Annotated in this window: 15 protein-coding genes and 2 pseudogenes; 8 read left to right on the forward strand and 9 right to left on the reverse strand. The window is 55.5% G+C overall.

Features of this window, described 5'->3' with window-relative positions; all coding sequences use genetic code 11:
- Positions 1-323 precede the first annotated feature (323 nt).
- From ACT67G_RS03465 to ACT67G_RS03495, 7 genes are all read right to left on the reverse strand, one after another.
- Positions 324-716 (reverse strand): nucleotidyltransferase substrate binding protein, encoded by a 393-nt coding sequence (locus ACT67G_RS03465; protein WP_443663005.1) that lies wholly within the window; start codon positions 714-716, stop codon positions 324-326.
- Positions 700-984 (reverse strand): nucleotidyltransferase family protein, encoded by a 285-nt coding sequence (locus ACT67G_RS03470; RefSeq protein WP_443663006.1) that lies wholly within the window; start codon positions 982-984, stop codon positions 700-702. The genes ACT67G_RS03465 and ACT67G_RS03470 overlap by 17 nt, the downstream gene beginning before the upstream one ends.
- 218 nt (positions 985-1,202) lie before the next feature.
- Complete coding sequence (locus tag ACT67G_RS03475; RefSeq protein WP_443663007.1) at positions 1,203-2,693, reverse strand: N-6 DNA methylase; 1,491 nt, start codon at positions 2,691-2,693, stop codon at positions 1,203-1,205.
- Positions 2,694-3,515, reverse strand: a complete 822-nt coding sequence (locus ACT67G_RS03480; RefSeq protein WP_443663008.1) for a hypothetical protein — start codon at positions 3,513-3,515, stop codon at positions 2,694-2,696.
- Positions 3,516-4,691 (reverse strand): restriction endonuclease subunit S, encoded by a 1,176-nt coding sequence (locus tag ACT67G_RS03485; RefSeq protein ID WP_443663009.1) that lies wholly within the window; start codon positions 4,689-4,691, stop codon positions 3,516-3,518.
- Positions 4,681-5,034, reverse strand: coding sequence for a hypothetical protein (locus ACT67G_RS03490; protein ID WP_443663010.1), 354 nt, complete (start codon positions 5,032-5,034; stop codon positions 4,681-4,683). Before ACT67G_RS03490 ends, ACT67G_RS03485 begins: the two co-directional genes overlap by 11 nt.
- A gap of 11 nt (positions 5,035-5,045) precedes the next feature.
- Positions 5,046-7,715 carry a type I restriction endonuclease subunit R gene (locus ACT67G_RS03495; protein ID WP_443663011.1) on the reverse strand — a complete coding sequence of 890 codons (2,670 nt, stop codon included), beginning with the start codon at positions 7,713-7,715 and terminating at the stop codon, positions 5,046-5,048.
- 228 nt (positions 7,716-7,943) lie between these two features.
- On the opposite strand from ACT67G_RS03495, the gene ACT67G_RS03500 reads away from it, so the two are divergent.
- Entirely contained in the window at positions 7,944-8,246 is a 303-nt protein-coding gene (locus ACT67G_RS03500) for a DUF6809 family protein (RefSeq protein WP_443663012.1), read from the forward strand.
- On the opposite strand, the gene ACT67G_RS03505 is transcribed toward ACT67G_RS03500, so the two are convergent.
- Together ACT67G_RS03505 and ACT67G_RS03510 are read right to left on the reverse strand one after the other, a co-directional pair.
- Complete coding sequence (locus tag ACT67G_RS03505; RefSeq protein WP_443663013.1) at positions 8,236-9,087, reverse strand: sigma-70 family RNA polymerase sigma factor; 852 nt, start codon at positions 9,085-9,087, stop codon at positions 8,236-8,238. The two genes, ACT67G_RS03500 and ACT67G_RS03505, sit on opposite strands and share 11 nt — an antisense overlap.
- 28 nt (positions 9,088-9,115) lie before the next feature.
- Positions 9,116-10,429, reverse strand: a complete 1,314-nt coding sequence (locus ACT67G_RS03510) for a DUF6076 domain-containing protein (RefSeq protein ID WP_443663014.1) — start codon at positions 10,427-10,429, stop codon at positions 9,116-9,118.
- A 149-nt stretch (positions 10,430-10,578) separates the two neighbouring features.
- On the opposite strand from ACT67G_RS03510, the gene ACT67G_RS03515 reads away from it, so the two are divergent.
- From ACT67G_RS03515 to ACT67G_RS03545, 7 genes and pseudogenes are all read left to right on the forward strand, one after another.
- Entirely contained in the window at positions 10,579-11,640 is a 1,062-nt protein-coding gene (locus ACT67G_RS03515) for an AAA family ATPase (RefSeq protein WP_443663015.1), read from the forward strand.
- A 245-nt stretch (positions 11,641-11,885) separates the two neighbouring features.
- Positions 11,886-12,212 carry a plasmid mobilization protein gene (locus ACT67G_RS03520; protein ID WP_443663016.1) on the forward strand — a complete coding sequence of 109 codons (327 nt, stop codon included), beginning with the start codon at positions 11,886-11,888 and terminating at the stop codon, positions 12,210-12,212.
- Between the two features lie 78 nt (positions 12,213-12,290).
- Positions 12,291-12,662: pseudogene (locus ACT67G_RS03525) on the forward strand (relaxase/mobilization nuclease domain-containing protein); the annotation flags it as partial.
- A 298-nt stretch (positions 12,663-12,960) separates the two neighbouring features.
- Positions 12,961-13,530 carry a hypothetical protein gene (locus ACT67G_RS03530; RefSeq protein ID WP_443663020.1) on the forward strand — a complete coding sequence of 190 codons (570 nt, stop codon included), beginning with the start codon at positions 12,961-12,963 and terminating at the stop codon, positions 13,528-13,530.
- A complete protein-coding gene (locus ACT67G_RS03535) occupies positions 13,527-13,715 on the forward strand; it encodes a hypothetical protein (RefSeq protein ID WP_443663021.1) in 189 nt (62 codons plus the stop codon). Before ACT67G_RS03530 ends, ACT67G_RS03535 begins: the two co-directional genes overlap by 4 nt.
- 42 nt (positions 13,716-13,757) lie before the next feature.
- The gene (locus ACT67G_RS03540) at positions 13,758-14,966 is read left to right on the forward strand and encodes a tyrosine-type recombinase/integrase (protein WP_443663017.1); all 1,209 of its coding nucleotides are present in this window, start codon (positions 13,758-13,760) and stop codon (positions 14,964-14,966) included.
- A gap of 129 nt (positions 14,967-15,095) precedes the next feature.
- Positions 15,096-15,723 (forward strand): annotated as a pseudogene (locus tag ACT67G_RS03545) (tyrosine-type recombinase/integrase); the annotation flags it as partial.

Genomic DNA, 15,723 nt, shown 5'->3' on the forward strand with positions numbered 1-15,723 from the left:
GCTTCTGGAAATCATAGGCTTTATGTCGTAGATAACCCGGTAATGCTTTCCTGTAGTTTTGCAAAATTCAGATCCCAAGTCCGTTGTGCTGCAGTGGTTTGAGCATCATAGCACAGTCGGATTTAGGCTACTAGTCGGAGTCATCAGGCGATCAAACGGGAACCCGTTGAGGCACAGTGGTTTTGTTGGTTTTTGGCAAATTTTCAGAGAATTGAAGAAAATCCCCGGAGGCATTGCGGCGCAATGCCTCCGGGGATTTTTTCGATAGTAGTCAAATAGTAGTCTGCGTCAAAGGCGAAACGGTTCGATCCTCCGGCGCCGTTTCATGCCTCCAGATAGCGCTCAGCCAGGGCGGTGAGAGGACCAATGTAGCGATCACTGATATCTGCGACGACCTGGGCCGCCTGCGCGTCATCGTACACGTGCGAAGTGATATTCCGGGAGGCCAGCATATCCAGCCAGACCTGCTGGTCACTGATGATCTGCGCGGCATAGGCGGCTTTGAATACCTGCTTGGAGAAAACGATCCCGCTCATGTCAGCCCCCTGGTCTTCCAGGTATTCCCGCAGGGATTTCCAGGCCAGCTCAAAGGTGAACTCAAACCGCTGGATCACGCCGTCACGAATGACGGTGGAGTCCGGATTTTGGGCGAAATCAGACAGCGCCTCCCTGAGCCGCTCCACAGCCCTGCGGTAATTTTCAACTTTCTGCAGCATAAAGGATCACACCGTCCTTTTCGATGTTCGACAAAAATTCAGGGGCCATATCAGGGGCCACATGGACGATATCCAGCTTCAGGAGAGTCGGAAGCTCCTCTGCATCCAGCCAGAAGGAAGTCCGATTTTCCGGGGGCATCCCGTACACCGCCAGGTCAATATCGCTGCGCTCACGAAAATCTCCCCTGGCCCGGGAGCCGAAGAGGACCAGCTTCCGGGCTCCATGCCGGCGGGCCAGCTCGCCGAGCTGACGATAGATCTGTTCCATGGATACCTCCTTGGCCATTCCCTTGCCGTGATCACGGCCGAAATGCCGACCGTCTCGTTTTTGTTATCATAACACAGAACGAACAGGAATAAAAGGCAATCTTCCGGTGGGCGCAGAAATATCCTTTCCGGCCGCGGACGTCATCAAATTCCGTTTATTGGCGAGACTTTTGTTGTCAGGCTTTTTCAACTTAGTTCTAAATGTAGGAACAAACCGTACTATGACTTCTTTAGTGTCTCCAACAGCTCGCTAAAGCCATCCATAGCCGATTGCAGGTTTTCCATGATGTCCTGGGCCAGTTCCTCCGGGGCGGGCAGGTTGTCCAGATCGGCCAGGGACTTGTCCTTGATCCAGAAGATATCCAGGCTGGTCTTGTCCCGGGCAAGAATCTCCTCCGCCGTGAAGCGGCGCCAACGGCCCTCCGGGTTCTCCTCACTCCAGGTCTCATGGCGCTCATGTCGGTTTTCCGGGTTGTAGCACTGAATGAAGTCTTCCAAATCCCCAAAAGTCATGGGATGCTGCTTGAGGGTGAAGTGCATATTGGTCCGCAGGTCATACACCCAGATCTCCTGGGTCTGCCGCTCCGGGCTGGCAGGGCGCTTGTCAAAAAAGATCACGTTGGCCTTTACGCCGGGCTTGTAAAAGATGCCAGTGGGCAGGCGGAGGATGGTATGGAGGTCACAGGTCTCCAACAGCTTCTTCCGGATGGTCTCGCCTGCTCCCCCCTCAAAGAGCACATTATCCGGTACTACTACCGCCGCCTTGCCGGTGGCTTTCAGCAGAGTGTTGATGTGCTGGAGAAAGTTGAGCTGTTTGTTGGAGCTGGTGGTCCAGAAGTCCTGCCGGTTGTAGACCAGATCCTCTTCCTCCTGCTCTCCCTCCTCGTTTGTGAAGGTCAAGGCGGACTTTTTGCCAAAGGGCGGGTTGGTAAGCACGTAGTCAAACCGCTCACCGGGATCGGTGAGCAGGGCGTCCCCCAGGGTGATGGGCACCTGGCCGTAGAGGTCTCCGATGTTGTGGAGGTAGAGATTCATCAGGCTCATCTTGAAGGTAGTAGGCACGATCTCCCAGCCCCGGAAGGCCTCTTTTTTCAAAAACTCCTTTTCCTCCCGGTCCAGGTTGTAGTGCTTCGGGTCGGCCAGGTAGCTCTGGGCCGCCAGCAAAAAGCCGCCGCTGCCACAGCAAGGGTCGGCGATAGTCTTCATGGGCTCCGGGCGGATACACTCCACCATAGCCTGAATCAGCGGGCGGGGCGTAAAATACTGGCCTGCGCCGCTTTTCACGTCCTCGGCGTTCTTTTGCAGCAGGCCCTCATAGATCTCGCCCTTGACGTCGGTGGACATGGACACCCATTTTTCATTGTTAATCATCTGGACGATGCGGTACAGAATGGCGGCGTTATTGATCTTATTGGTGGCGCCCTTGAAGATCTTGCCCAGTGTGCCACCCTGCTCGCCCAGGGTCTCCAGGATGGATTTATACTTCTCCTCCAGCTCCGCGCCCCTGAGATCGCTCATATCTGCCCAGCCGCAGCCCTCCGGGATACCGGTCTGGCGCTTATAGGGGGGCTTTGCGTACTCGTCAGACATTTTCAAAAAGATCAGGTAGGTGAGCTGTTCCAGGTAGTCGCCGTAGGACACGCCGTCATCCCGCAGCGGCCCGCACATCCCCCAGACCTTGGAAATTATGCTTGTGGTTTGTTCGGACATTCAGTTCTCCTCCAGAGGCGGTTCTTTCTGTGATAACTCAATCCCTTTGATGATCTCATTTTTGCTTCGATAGTCATCAGGAAATTGTGTATTGACTTCCAACAGTGGGATACCATAAAAAGACACATTGCATTCATCGGAATATCTGCAATCTGCGAATTGAGTAACGTCTAACCCTAATGGTGTCAGCGCTTTTGGTTTATCGATGTATAATACCGCTCCTAATGGATAGCGGGATATTTCAGATTGTGTGACAATTCCTACATCTGAACGACAAATTGCTGCTAGGCTATTAATTCTTACCATCGGACCTTTAGTGAGATAGAGATAGACAGAGTATTTTTCTTTATTAAATACATTTGATTCTTTATTCAGTAAAAATTCTCTCAGAGATTCGTCTCCAAAACACCCATGGTTTATATCGCAAAACATTACCATGATGGCCTTAATAATTTGAAGCGGATGAACTTTTTCAAGCACAAACTGACACCTGTCATTTGTTGACGGTTTCAACTCAGAAAGTATTTCGTGTAGGGCTCTGACAAATCGAACATATTCACTAATATACCAAGAACCAGTGCTGTTGTTACATTCTGAGCAGAGATAATATCCTCCTCCACCTCTCTGATTCAGTTTGCCTTTTAATCCTTCCATATCCCACGGGAGCCGACCATCTTCTCCGGTCATGAGTTTGATGCTTTCTTCAAATGGGATTTCTCTCACCGGAAAGGAATTAAAGGCGCTTTCCGGCGGTACATGTTCAAAGGTCAAAGGTTTTACTTGCCCGCAGAGCTTACATTTGCCTTCTATCCGCTTTCGCACCTATATCAGTCTCCCCTCAAAGGCCTGTTTCAAAACACTTTGCCGCAAGGCTTCCGCCTGCTGCAAGGAAATATCAATGGTCTGTTCAATACTATCGCAGACAGACAGCCGAGACTCAATTTTCTCAAGCAGACTATATTGTTCTGGGATGTTAGGCAAGAAAATCGGTAGATTGCCATATTCCTTCACATTCAAGTGACCTTGAGCTGCACCATGCTGATTCTTTCTTACAATCTCAAGTCCATATGGTGAATTGGTGTACTGAGCCAGATATTGAGGTAAAATAAATTCTTTTTTGGGCACAGCAATCACTACATCAATCGCGTTATATCCATCATATTCTTGAGGCACAGCAGCAGCCATCCCCAAATTCACACCGGATCTTGCAATAAGTACATCGCCTTTATGCACTTGGCTCTTTAAGTTTTTTTGATGCCCTTCCTGGGAGATCATAGCCCAGTCTTTGTCTTCGATATAATTTCTGCGAACATTTGCATTTCTAAAAGCAAATACTCCCCCTTGCTCCACATAATACTGAGTAGGTTTGATCACAATCCCAACTTTAATGGTTTCACAGACGCTTCTGATCGTTACTCGTTTGCTATTGACTCGAACTGAATCAAACGCCTCTTTCAGCACCGCCTGGCGGTAGACCTTCAGCTTTTCCTTTGCGGTTTGCAGTTCCGCCACGCTGGCGTCCAGCCCGGAAAACAGCTCCTCAATTTTGGAGACAATGCGCTCTTGTTCATAAAGATCAGGAACTGGCACCTCAATATTTTTAATGACATTTTGAGTAATTGCTTTAAATGTGGTCCCTGTTCCTGATTTCTGTAACTGTACCTCATAGTACCTGAAAAAATATAAGAGATATTTTAAACAAATTCGACTGCTCGGACGAATTGCCGTTAAACCACGACCAATACATACCTTACCAGGCGATAGATTCGTTGGACCAACAGGGGCACGAACCGACAAAAGAATATCATCTTTTTCAGCAATTTTTGTTGGTTGAGAACAGTAGGTCCTGATTTTAGGATACAGTACTCCAAAGTCTGCCTTTCCCTGAAAAAAAGGAAGGCCTTCTCCTTTGGTGTTGTAATATTTCGAATCTGGAGACTGTCCTGCTATAATGATAGCCACATCTTTAAGTAAATATCTCGGCGTATCACTTTTCATATCGGCACCTATTTCCGCAGTTTTTGCAATACACTTCTCCAAATCCGTAAGTATTAAGCACTCTCATTTGATAAAGTTTATTATCTTTAGCCCAGCACACAGCACAATAAGGGATATTCTGTTCATCGTTACTAAGAGAAATAAATGGCTGTTTGTGCCGAACAATCTGCTGTTCTAAATCTTTTACTTTGCGTAACTCAGCATTTTCTTCTTTTAATCTCGCATTTTCTGCCTGCAAATCGAGCGCCTGGGCACTTAAATCCAAAAGCTGCCGATAGAGTTCAATATTGTCTGCTTTTTGTGCCACATTAAGTGCATCTTTAAAAGCATCATAAATTCCCATAGTATATCTCCTTACGCCACCAATTCCCGATTCATTTCCATCAAAATCGCCTCATACTGCTCCCCGAACACTTCATAGAACCGCCCAAGGCCGCCCTTGTGGTCAAATGGACTCAGGTCCAGGTCTTCCGGCTGGATACTCAGAGAGGTGGCAATATGATCCTTCACCAGCTGGAGCCACTCCATCTGCTCCGGGGTGAAATGCACCGCGCCGGCGTTGCGGCGGAAGGTCCACTGCTGGAAGTTGTAGTTTACCTTATCCGCAAAGGGTTGTAAACCCTCTGCTTCCCCCATCTCAAACCGGATGATGGACACCAGGTCGGCCAGCTGGCGCAGCGTGCCTGTTCCTTTCACCTTCTCCGGCTTCTTGATGGCATAGCAGTCCCACAGCCGTTCGATGGTCACGCCCCTGCTCCGCAGCTTCTCATAGAGTGCTTTCAGCTTTTCAATGGCCATGGGCCGATCCTGATAGGTCTGGCTGTACAGGATGCGCAAGGCAATGATCTCGTCCTTGTTCTCCTCGATAAACTCGTGGAAAGTTCGAATCACCCGGTCGGCGTTTTCCTCTTTCTGGGCGTCAAACCCGGCGAAGATCAGGGTATCCGGATTGGTGTTGTCGATGATCTGCTCATGGCTGCGGCGGACATTCTCGATAAAGTCCCGCACCTCCGGACGGCAGAAGGGCGCGGCCGCCTGGGCTGCTGCCTCCCACTGTACCGTCTGCAACTGCTCCGCCGTGGGCTTCTGGGTGTGAAACTTCTCCTGGGCCCGGGCGGTGAGAACATCCTCGTCAAAGGCGTTGAGCAGATTCTCCGCCAGCTGATTGGCCGGAACGCCCACCACCTGGGCAAATTCCTTCCGCTCGCCGGCGCTCATCTGACTATTGAGCCGGATCACCCGATTGGCAAGAGAGGTCAAGGTGTCCTCGTCCCGAGCGCCCAAAGCCACCGTCATCATCAGCTCTTTCAAAGAGACCGAGGGCTTGCGCTCCAAGGTGCGGGTCTCGGATTTTTTGGATTTGGTGACGCCCACCGCGTCCACGATGACAAAGTGGTCCTTATTCTCAGTGGCCGAGGGAGTTACCTTTTGCAGATCGTCCTTGCTGAGGGTGCGGGTTCCCCGGCCCTTCATCTGCTCAAAATAGTTCTTGCTTCGCACATCCCGCATGAAGATCAGGCACTCGATGGGTTTGACATCGGTGCCGGTGGCGATCATATCTACCGTCACCGCAATGCGGGGATTGTAGTTGTTGCGGAAGTCGCTGAGCACGCTCTCCGGATTCTCAGCAGAGTAGGTAATCTTTTTGCAGAACTCGTTACCCTCGCCGAACTCCTCCCGGACAATCTGGATGATGTCGTCAGCGTGGCTGTCCGTTTTGGCAAAAATCAGAGTCTTGGGGACTTCCTTACGCCGTGGGAACAGCGTGGTAAACAGGTTGTCCCGGAATGTGCGGATCACCATGCGGATCTGGCTGGGATTGACGATGTCCCGGTCCAACTGGGTGGGCTGGTAGTCCACATCCTCGTCCAGCTGCTTCCACCGTTTTTCCCGCGAAAGCCGGTTACGGCATTCGATGACCTGCTTCATGATATGGGCGCCGCTTTTGGTCACTTGGGTCTCAATGAGGAAAATATCCTCGCCCACATTGACGCCATCGATGATGGCTTGCTCCCGAGAATATTCGCTGACCACATTCTCGTTGAAAAAGGCAAAGGTGCGCTTGTCCGGCGTGGCGGTGAGGCCGATGAGGAAGGCGTCGAAATAGTCCAACACCTGCTGCCAGACATTGTAGATGGAGCGGTGACACTCGTCGATGATGATGCAGTCAAAAAACTCCGGCGGATACTTTTCGTTGTAAACTACCTCTTTGGCCTTCTGGTGGTCTGCCGAGGTCAGCTCATTAAGGGAAGTCTCCTCCGCCGACTCGTCCAGTTCCTCCCCCTTCAGAATAGAGTACATCCGCTGGATGGTGCTGATGCACACCTGCACATCCTGGGGAATGTAAGAGCTTTTCAGCCGCCGTACCCCATAAATTTCCGAGAAGGAACGGTTGTCATCATTGGGGCGGTAGGCCAGAAATTCCCGCTCCGCCTGTTCGCCCAGGCCCTTGGTATCCACCAAGAAGAGGACCCGATTGATCTTGGCATATTTCAGCAGACGATATACCGCCGTAATGGCTGTGAAGGTCTTGCCCGCGCCGGTGGCCATCTGGATCAGCGCTCTGGGGCGATTTTGGGCAAAAGACTGCTCCAGGTTTTCAATGGCTGTGACCTGACAGCTGCGGAAACCCGTGGTATCAAAGGGCGGGAAGTGCTTCATGTTGTTGCGGATGGTATCCTCAGACTTCAGCAGGGCGCGAAGGCTCTCGGGACGGTGAAAACTAAAGATGCGGCGGGAGCGATATTTCTGGTCGTTATAATCGGTGAAACGAGTCAGCTTTCCAGTGGCCTCATAGGCAAACCGAATACGGTATCCTGCCTGAACCCACTTGAAGGTGCTTCCGGCATATCGGCTGGACTGCCCCTCCACGGTGGTAATGTTCTCGCCTTTTTCATCTGCCTTGGCCTCCACAACGCCAACTGGGATGCCATCTACAAAAAGGGCATAGTCTACCGGCCCGGTGCTGGTGGGGAATTCCCGTACCGCTACACCGGGACCTGCCATAGGATTGAGCTGTCGCATATCCTGTAAGATCCACCCAGCCTGTGTTAGCCTCTGGTCAATTGCCTCACGGGCTTTTTGTTCTGGCGTCACGAAGTCCACCTCCGGCAATTATTGTAAATTTTATTTATTATATCACGTCTCTTGTAAGCAGGCCACCTTTTTTCGACTTCGGGCAGGCATGTGAAAAAGCAGTAGCTATTTCCCTTAGCCTGTGCTATTGTGTCTTGCTACAAGGAGGCGAGACACATGAACGAAACTTTGAAATCACTGTATGACCGATTCTACACCCCTCTGCCCTTGGCAGAGTACGAACGGGAAGTCGAGATCTGCCACCACCATCTGATCGAGCGGCTGGAGAAACCTGAGAGGAAACTGGTGCTGCAGATCATCGACACCCAGAACCACATCATCGAAGAACGGTCCCTGGACAGCTTTCTCTGCGGCTTCCGTTTGGCGTGGGAACTGGCCGGCGAACTGAATCATTACGAGGAAAACAGGCATCTGTCATCAGCCGAAGAAGCTGAGGCAGATGCCTGTTCTATTCCCTGAAAGAAACCTCTAACGGATGCTCTGGATGACCAGTCGGTCTATACACACCCCGCATCAGTCGGAAAGCCCTGCGCCAGCGATGCAGGGCACTGCCGGGATAGCGTTGGCGCAGATGTTCCAGCGCAGTCTTCCGGGCCTTTGTCACCCCGTCGGGAGAGAGCATCTCCCGCAGCCCCAATTCGTCCGCGGACAGCTTCTCATAGCCGTAGACGCCAAAGGTATGTCCCAGAACGGAGCGGTCTCTGGCGCTGAGCGTTTGAAACAACTGCTCCAGCAGCTCCAGGCTAATCTTCCGATAGACGATCTGCTCCGCCGACGCGCCCTGCCGATCGGAGAGCAGCCGCTCAAAGGGATCTCCGTCTTCCTCACTGCCCAGCAGATCAAAAACAGAGAGAAAATGCGTATTATAGCCGACCAGTCTTGCGGTGGCCTCATCTGAAAGATGCAGTGCCGCCGCGATTTCTTCTGCGGACTTTCCCTCCACATGATAGAGCCTCTGCGCCTGCCGCACCCGCTCCATCTCGTCCTTGCTCAGGGACATCACGCCCAGATTGGTCTCCAGATAGCGGTACATTCTTCCTCGCAGAAAGGGATAGAGATAGGTGGTCAATTTTCCGGTATGCTCGTCATAGCCGCCGCTATGGATGCGTTCCCACAGTTCCAGGCCGCCCTCGGCGCAGAGATCCTCCAGCAGCGGCGCGGACACCACATCTGTACATCCAAAGTGCCTGCACGATTCCAGAGCGATGGACCGAATGAAGTTCGCCAGCTGCTTGTGGAGCTGTTCAAACGCGTCGGCTTCGCCGGCCTGTGCCCGCCTGTACAGTTCTTCGTTCGTCATGCGCCACCACCTCCTCTCCGTCTGAAGATCAGCCCTCTCGCTTTGGCCGTCCCCTGGGACGGCTCTTTCTCTCAACACCGCAGCGCGGGTACAGCCGCTCCGCAGCCAGGGAAGTATTGAACGCCTCGTAAGTCGTGCCCGGTTTGGTTCGCGCCTGGTGGTACAGCTCCTGTGCCTTCTCCCGCAGTTTGGTCCGCTCCTCCGCCGTGATCACGCCGCGGGAACGATCCTTGTCGATCCGCTGATAACAGCGGTAAAGGGCCTGCGCCAGCGGACTTCCTCCCGCATCCTCTTTGATCCCGCGGAGACGGTAACCCAGCTGCGCACAGGTGTACTTTGGATTGGCCGGATTGGGCAGGTCGCAGTATTTGGTGTGGTACCCCTTCTGCAGCAGAAAGTATCGTCCGCAGTTCTGGCATTTGCGGATGATGTGTCCAGCCTCCAGCGCCTTGTAGAAATCCAATTTCAGCATGGTCTGAAGACGCGTCGCCTCGTAATATTCATAGACCTTGAACGCCCCGGAGTCCGGAGATGTCTCGCGGGGGACCAGCTGCAGCCGCACGTCGTCAATGGCGGTGTAGAATCCCGTCCCCTCCAAGGGATTGGCGATCCATTTGTAGGACCGCTCGCTATACAGGAATTCGTGCAGTGCCGCCAGGTAATTGTCAGGCGTCAGCTTATCCAGGGATGCAATGCCCATCCGGATGAACGCCTGCAAGGTCTGGCAAACCGAAGAAATGTCTTCCAGAAGATCGTCATAGCACATACAATACTGCCGGTAATACACCCACTTCTCCTGCAGGTTCCCCGGGCAGATCAAAAGGGCTCTGGTCTTTTCCGGCGGCTCCGGCGGGATGGGCGGTCGAGGTACCGGGATCTCACAGAATCCATCCTCCAGCTGAGCGCCGAAAAAATCATCGCCGCCATACTCCTCCGGATGCTCCAGATAGTCTTCGTAGTCTCCGATTGCAGCTAAGATCTCCAAATCCCGCTCCGTTGGTTCCAGATCCTCCGGCTCCTGAAACAAAGAGTACTGCTCTGTCAGAACCCGCGCCTCTGACAAAATCTCTTCCTGCTCCTGAAGCAGCTGAAACACCCGGTGCCGTACCAAGGAACGATGGAGCTTGATCATCTGCTCATTGGCCTCAAACCAGTCCTGCATCTGACGGCTCTTTTCATAATCCGCCATCTTGCGGACAGCTTTGACCAGTATCCGGCGCAGCTTGTGGTACTCATCCGGAGTGATGTTCAAAACCTCAGCAGTCAGCTCACCCAGCGGAAACGCATGACCATTCAGATCCAGTGTTTTCTCTCCGATGTAGAATGCGATGGACCGGAACATCCGGATCACCTCTTTTTCGTCAGCAAACAGTTTTTATTTGTCTGTTGTTTCTCTGAGTGTATCAAAAAAGTCTCCACAATACAAGTAGAGGGGCGAGGATCGAAGGCGGGCGATCCTCGCTCTTACTTTTTTTCGAAAGGAGATTTTTGATGAAAAAACTCAACACCATAGACGCCGACACCTTACAAACCATCGCCTACGAGCCGCTCACCTTCCTTGTGGAGGATCTGCTGCCCCAGGGACTGCACCTGCTGGCCGGCGCGCCGAAGATTGGAAAGTCCTGGCTGGCGCTGTGGCTGTGTCTCCGGGTGGCGCGGGGCGAATCCCTCTGGAACTTCCCCACGCATCCGTGCGAGGTCCTCTACCTCTGTCTGGAGGACAGCTTCCAGCGCATCCAGAGCCGGCTCTTCGATCTCACGGAGGACGCGCCGCCCACGCTGCACTTCGCCGTCATGGCGGAGCAGCTCCACAGCGGGCTGGTGGAGCAGATCGAGCAGTTCCTCAAAGAGCACCCGGCCACAGGACTCGTGGTCATCGACACCCTGCAGCGCATCCGCACCGTGAGCAATGACGTGAGTCCTTACGCCAACGACTACCGGGACATCGGTGTACTCAAAGCATTGGCAGACCGGCACCGCATCGCCGTGCTGCTGGTCCATCACCTGCGCAAGCTGGGGGACGACGACCCCATGAACATGATCTCCGGCACCACAGGTCTCAGCGGCGCCACCGATTCCAACTTCGTGCTCCGCAAGAGCAAGCGGCGGGAGAACACCGCCACCCTCTACTGTACCGGCAGGGACATCGCCTACCGGGAACTGTCTCTGGAGTTCAGCAGCGACACCCGCATTTGGGATCTGCTCTCGGATGACTGCGAGCAGGCCGGTGAACCGCACGGACGCATCCTGGCGCTCCTCTCCCCGCTGCTGCGGGAGCAGCAAGAGATCTGCGCCCCTGCCAAGGCGCTGCTGGAAAAGATCGACCCTGCCGGTTTAGAGGGCCTGACGCCCAACAGCTTCTCTCACCAGATCCGCAAAAGCGTTGACGCCCTAAGGCGAAGCGGCATTACCGTGTCCTTTCGCAAGAGCAACGGAGAGCGGCTCATCTGCCTGCGGAGGGCCGATGGTGTCGATGATCCCGCTGCCGCAAAGAGCGTCACCATCGACCCTGTGGCGGCCGCTGCGCCCCCTCTGAGGGGCTTTCCCGCCTGACGGGACTCGTTCCCCGTCCCCGGCGGGAGGGCCGCCACAGCTCCCCCAAACCGCCGGAAAACACGGGAGGCAAAGGGGTGCGGGTCTCCGCCGCCCACCGCCTTACAACGGGAGGATCGGCGGAGAGCAAGCATCGCCTTTGGCTGTTCACGCCCGCCACAGGCGGCCGCGAACTGCCCTCGGCATCTCTTTGCGGGCGGAAGCCCCGCACCCACTTTGCTGAAAATCAGAGAAGGAGGATCAACTTGAGCAAGAAACCCAACCGAACGAAATCCGTTCCTCTGACGTTTTACGTGACCGAGGCGGACTCCCGGCGCATCCACCGCAAGGCGGAAGCGTGCGGGGTGAGCCTCACCCAATATCTGACCGACTGCGCCGTCGGCAAAGAGATCGTCCGGATCGACGCGCTGACGGAGTTCACAAAAGCCTTGAAAGCCCAGGGCAACAACCTCAACCAGCTCACCACCCTGGCCAACATGGGACGCATCACCGCCGTGAATGTCCAGGAGGCCTGTGCCCTCTACGCCGACATCCAGCGTTCTCTCAAGACGCTGCTGGAGAGGACGGTGTGACACATGGCCATCGTCACAGCTGTCAACCGTCCCCGCGGGCAGACCCGCGGCGGCATGCGCGCAGTGCTCCAATACGTGATGAAGGAGGAAAAGACCGCCTATCAGGACCGCCATCTGGTGACCGGCGTGAACTGCCAGGCAGATTCCTGCTGCACCGAGTTCATCAGCACCAAGCTGCAGTACGGAAAAGACGGCGGCCGGATGTACTATCACTTCGTCCAGTCCTTCCATCCGGAGGAACCGGTCACGCCGGAGCTGGCGCACCAGATCGCACTGGAGCTGGCACAGCAGTGGAAGGACTACGAGGTCATCGTGGCCACCCACACGGACCGCGAGCATATCCACTCCCACTTCATCGTCAACTCCGTCAGCTTCCAGACCGGCAGGAAGCTCCACTTTGAAAAGGCGGACCTGACGCAGCTCCGCCAAGTCTCAGACACGCTCTGCATCCGTCACGGTCTGTCCGTCTGCCAGCCAAAGCGTCAGCAGGCGGTCTCCCGTCCCACCCAGGCGGAGTACCGGATCGCTGCCAGAGGGCAGAGCTGGAAAGTGCGGCTTGCCATGCAGATCAATGAGACCATGAAGTACGCCGTCTCCCGGGAGCAATTTCTGGAGCTGATGGAGAGCGAGGGCTACACGGTCCGCTGGTCGGCAAGCCGCAAGAGCATCACCTATACCACCCCCGACGGCTACCGCTGCCGGGACTGCAAGTTACACGACATGAAATATCTGAAAGGAGCGATGGAAGATGAGTTCCGCATTCGAGAAAAACTCTTCGCCCATGGACGAGCTGCTGGCCATGCAGCAAAGCGCGCTCCAGGCGAATTTGAACAAGGCATCCAACATCCAGAAAGCCGTCACACTGACGGAGGCCAACTGGATCGGTCTGACCCGAGCCATGGAGCTGACGGGGAACTCCATCCTCAAGGCCCAGGAGACGCTGGAGCGTCTCCCCACCGCGCAGGAGATGGAAACGCTGCTGGCAGGACAGGCCGGCAAGCTCACGACGGCGCACACCGAAGCGGTACAGCAGATCCAGCAGACGGTGCAGGAGCTGCTGGAGACCAGCAGAGAGAACCTGCGGTGGATGCAGGACGCCATGCAGGAGACCCGCGCCGACAGCCAGTGGGAGAGCGAGAAGCTGCTGAAGGAATTCCAGTCACAGGCTGGGAAGATCAGCGAAGCATACTCCTCGCGTCTGTCCAAAGCAGAAGATACGCTGCGGGAGTCCGCCAGTTCGATTGGCTGGAAGATGTACGCCCCCACCATCATCCTGGTGCTGTGGGAATTGGTGCGGCATCTGTGGCTGCGGGGATGAGCCTGCTGGAAGATGCCAGTGATGACCCGGAGGAGCGCCGCCGGCAGATGGAGGCCCGGGAGGCCGCCCAGAACCTGGGCGCCGTTATTGGCCTGGCCGCCGGAGCCGCCGGCGCGGCAGCCCGGCAGCACCGGAAGGAACTGTCCAAACCGGACGAGCCGCAGATGAAACAGTCACCGGGATGACACCCCACTTGGAAAATTGGAAGAAAGGAATCAGACACAGCTATGGCAAGTATCAAGCAGCTTCAAGCGCGTAAATATAAGATCACCGTCAGCAACGGGTACCGGCCTGACGGAAGGAAAATCAGCCGGGCCAGGACCATCACTGTGCCGGACACCGTCCGCAAACAGCAGATCCCCCAGTATGTGGCCCACCAGGCGGAGGAATTCGAGCGGCTGGTGAAGAACGGCTTCTGTGAGGACAGCAGCATGCGCTTCGAGGAATTCGCCCGCCGGTGGCTGGACCGGCAGTCCCGGTACGCTCCCAGCACGCTGGCCTCCTACCGCAGGATGCTGGAGGCAGTGTACCCGTACATCGGCGCCGTCCCCCTCTGCCGCCTGCGGCCCATCCACATGGAGAATCTGCTGGCGGAACTGCGGAAGCGGACCTGCCACGGGAAGCCCATCCGGGAGGCCACCGCCCAGAAGTATCTGACGGTGGTGTCCGCCGTCCTCAGCGACGCCAAGCGGAACGAGATCCTGGAAAAGAACCCCGCCCGCATGGTTGCGCTGCCCCAGACCCAGCGGGCCATCCAGCGCGTCCCCTCCCAGGCCGAGGTGCAAAAACTTCTAGACGCCCTGGCACGGGAGCCGCGGCACTACCGGATGTTCTACCTGCTCTCCCTGTTCACCGGCTGCCGCCGGGGCGAGCTGTGCGCTCTGCAATGGTCCGACTTCACCTTTGGGAAAGAGTCCCTGCTTCTCACCATCAGCCGCTCCCGCAGCAATGTGGCCGGCAAGGGCATCGTGGAGGGCGCCACCAAAAATGGCCGCAGCCGGGAGATCTATCTCTCCGGAGATCTGTGCGGGATCATCCGCAGCTACCACTATCGCAAAAAGATGGAGGCCGAGCGGGCCCGCCGCAAGCTCAGCCCCTACCTCTTCACCGACGAACACGGGCAGCTCATCCACCCCGATACCTTCACCAAGCGGCTGCGGAAGATCTATGACGCCATCGGCTTCCCCAGGGAATACCACCTTCACACCCTGCGCCACTACTTCGTGACCGCGCTGCTCCACTGCGGCGTGGACAAGCAGACGGTGGCCGATCTGGTAGGCCACGGCGACACGGGATTCCTGGAGCGTACCTACTGCCACCCGCAGCAGGCCCAGAAGGAACAGGCGGCTGACACCATGCGCACGGTGCTCCGCCCTGACGGCAGTCCCATCTTCAATCTGGCCGCCGCGTGTATGGCAAAGCGGCAGGGCGCATGATTGTCGGTTTCGTAGAAAAATCGGTTTTGCAAAAGGTTGTGATGGCTTTTGCCGGGAGCGTTCGGTATGGTGTGTTTGACAAACCGGCCTCAGCTGGACTGAGGCCAAGGAAAGAGAGGTCAACACCATATGGCAAGCATCCGAAAGCGGGGCAGCAGCTATCTCATCGTGGTCTCCATGGGCTACGACTACAAGGGCGCACGCATCAAGCCCCGGCAGAAAACCGTCCATCCACCCCAGGAACTGACACCAAAGCAGAGGGAGAAATGGCTCCGGGAGCAAGCGGTGCTCTTCGAGCGCTCCTGCCGGGATACCCCGGAGGAAACCGCAAAGCCCATCACCCTGGCCGCCTACATCGAGCTGTGGCTGCGGGAGATTGCCCCCGGCAAGCTGGCCAAGTCCACCATCCGCCGGGACCGGCAGGACATCGTCCGCATCCTCCCCGCCCTGGGCCACTACAAGCTCACGGAACTGCGGCCGGAGCACTTCCGTACCTTTTACGCCCAGCTCCGTGAGACCGTCAGCACAGAAACCAAAAAGCCACTCTCCGAGTACACCGTTGAGGGTGTGCACGCTACGCTGTGCAGCATCCTCTCCGATGCCGTGGAGGGTGGCTTTCTACGTCATAACCCCGCCTGGCGCACTTACCGCTACGCAGGGCGAAAGACAGAGAAGAAAATCGCGGATGCGGAGACGGTGGGTAAGATCATCTCCGCCCTGGAGGACGAGAGCATCAAGTATGAGACCTACTTCAAGC

This window comes from Dysosmobacter sp. (assembly GCF_052306735.1).
GTDB lineage: Bacteria > Bacillota > Clostridia > Oscillospirales > Oscillospiraceae > Oscillibacter.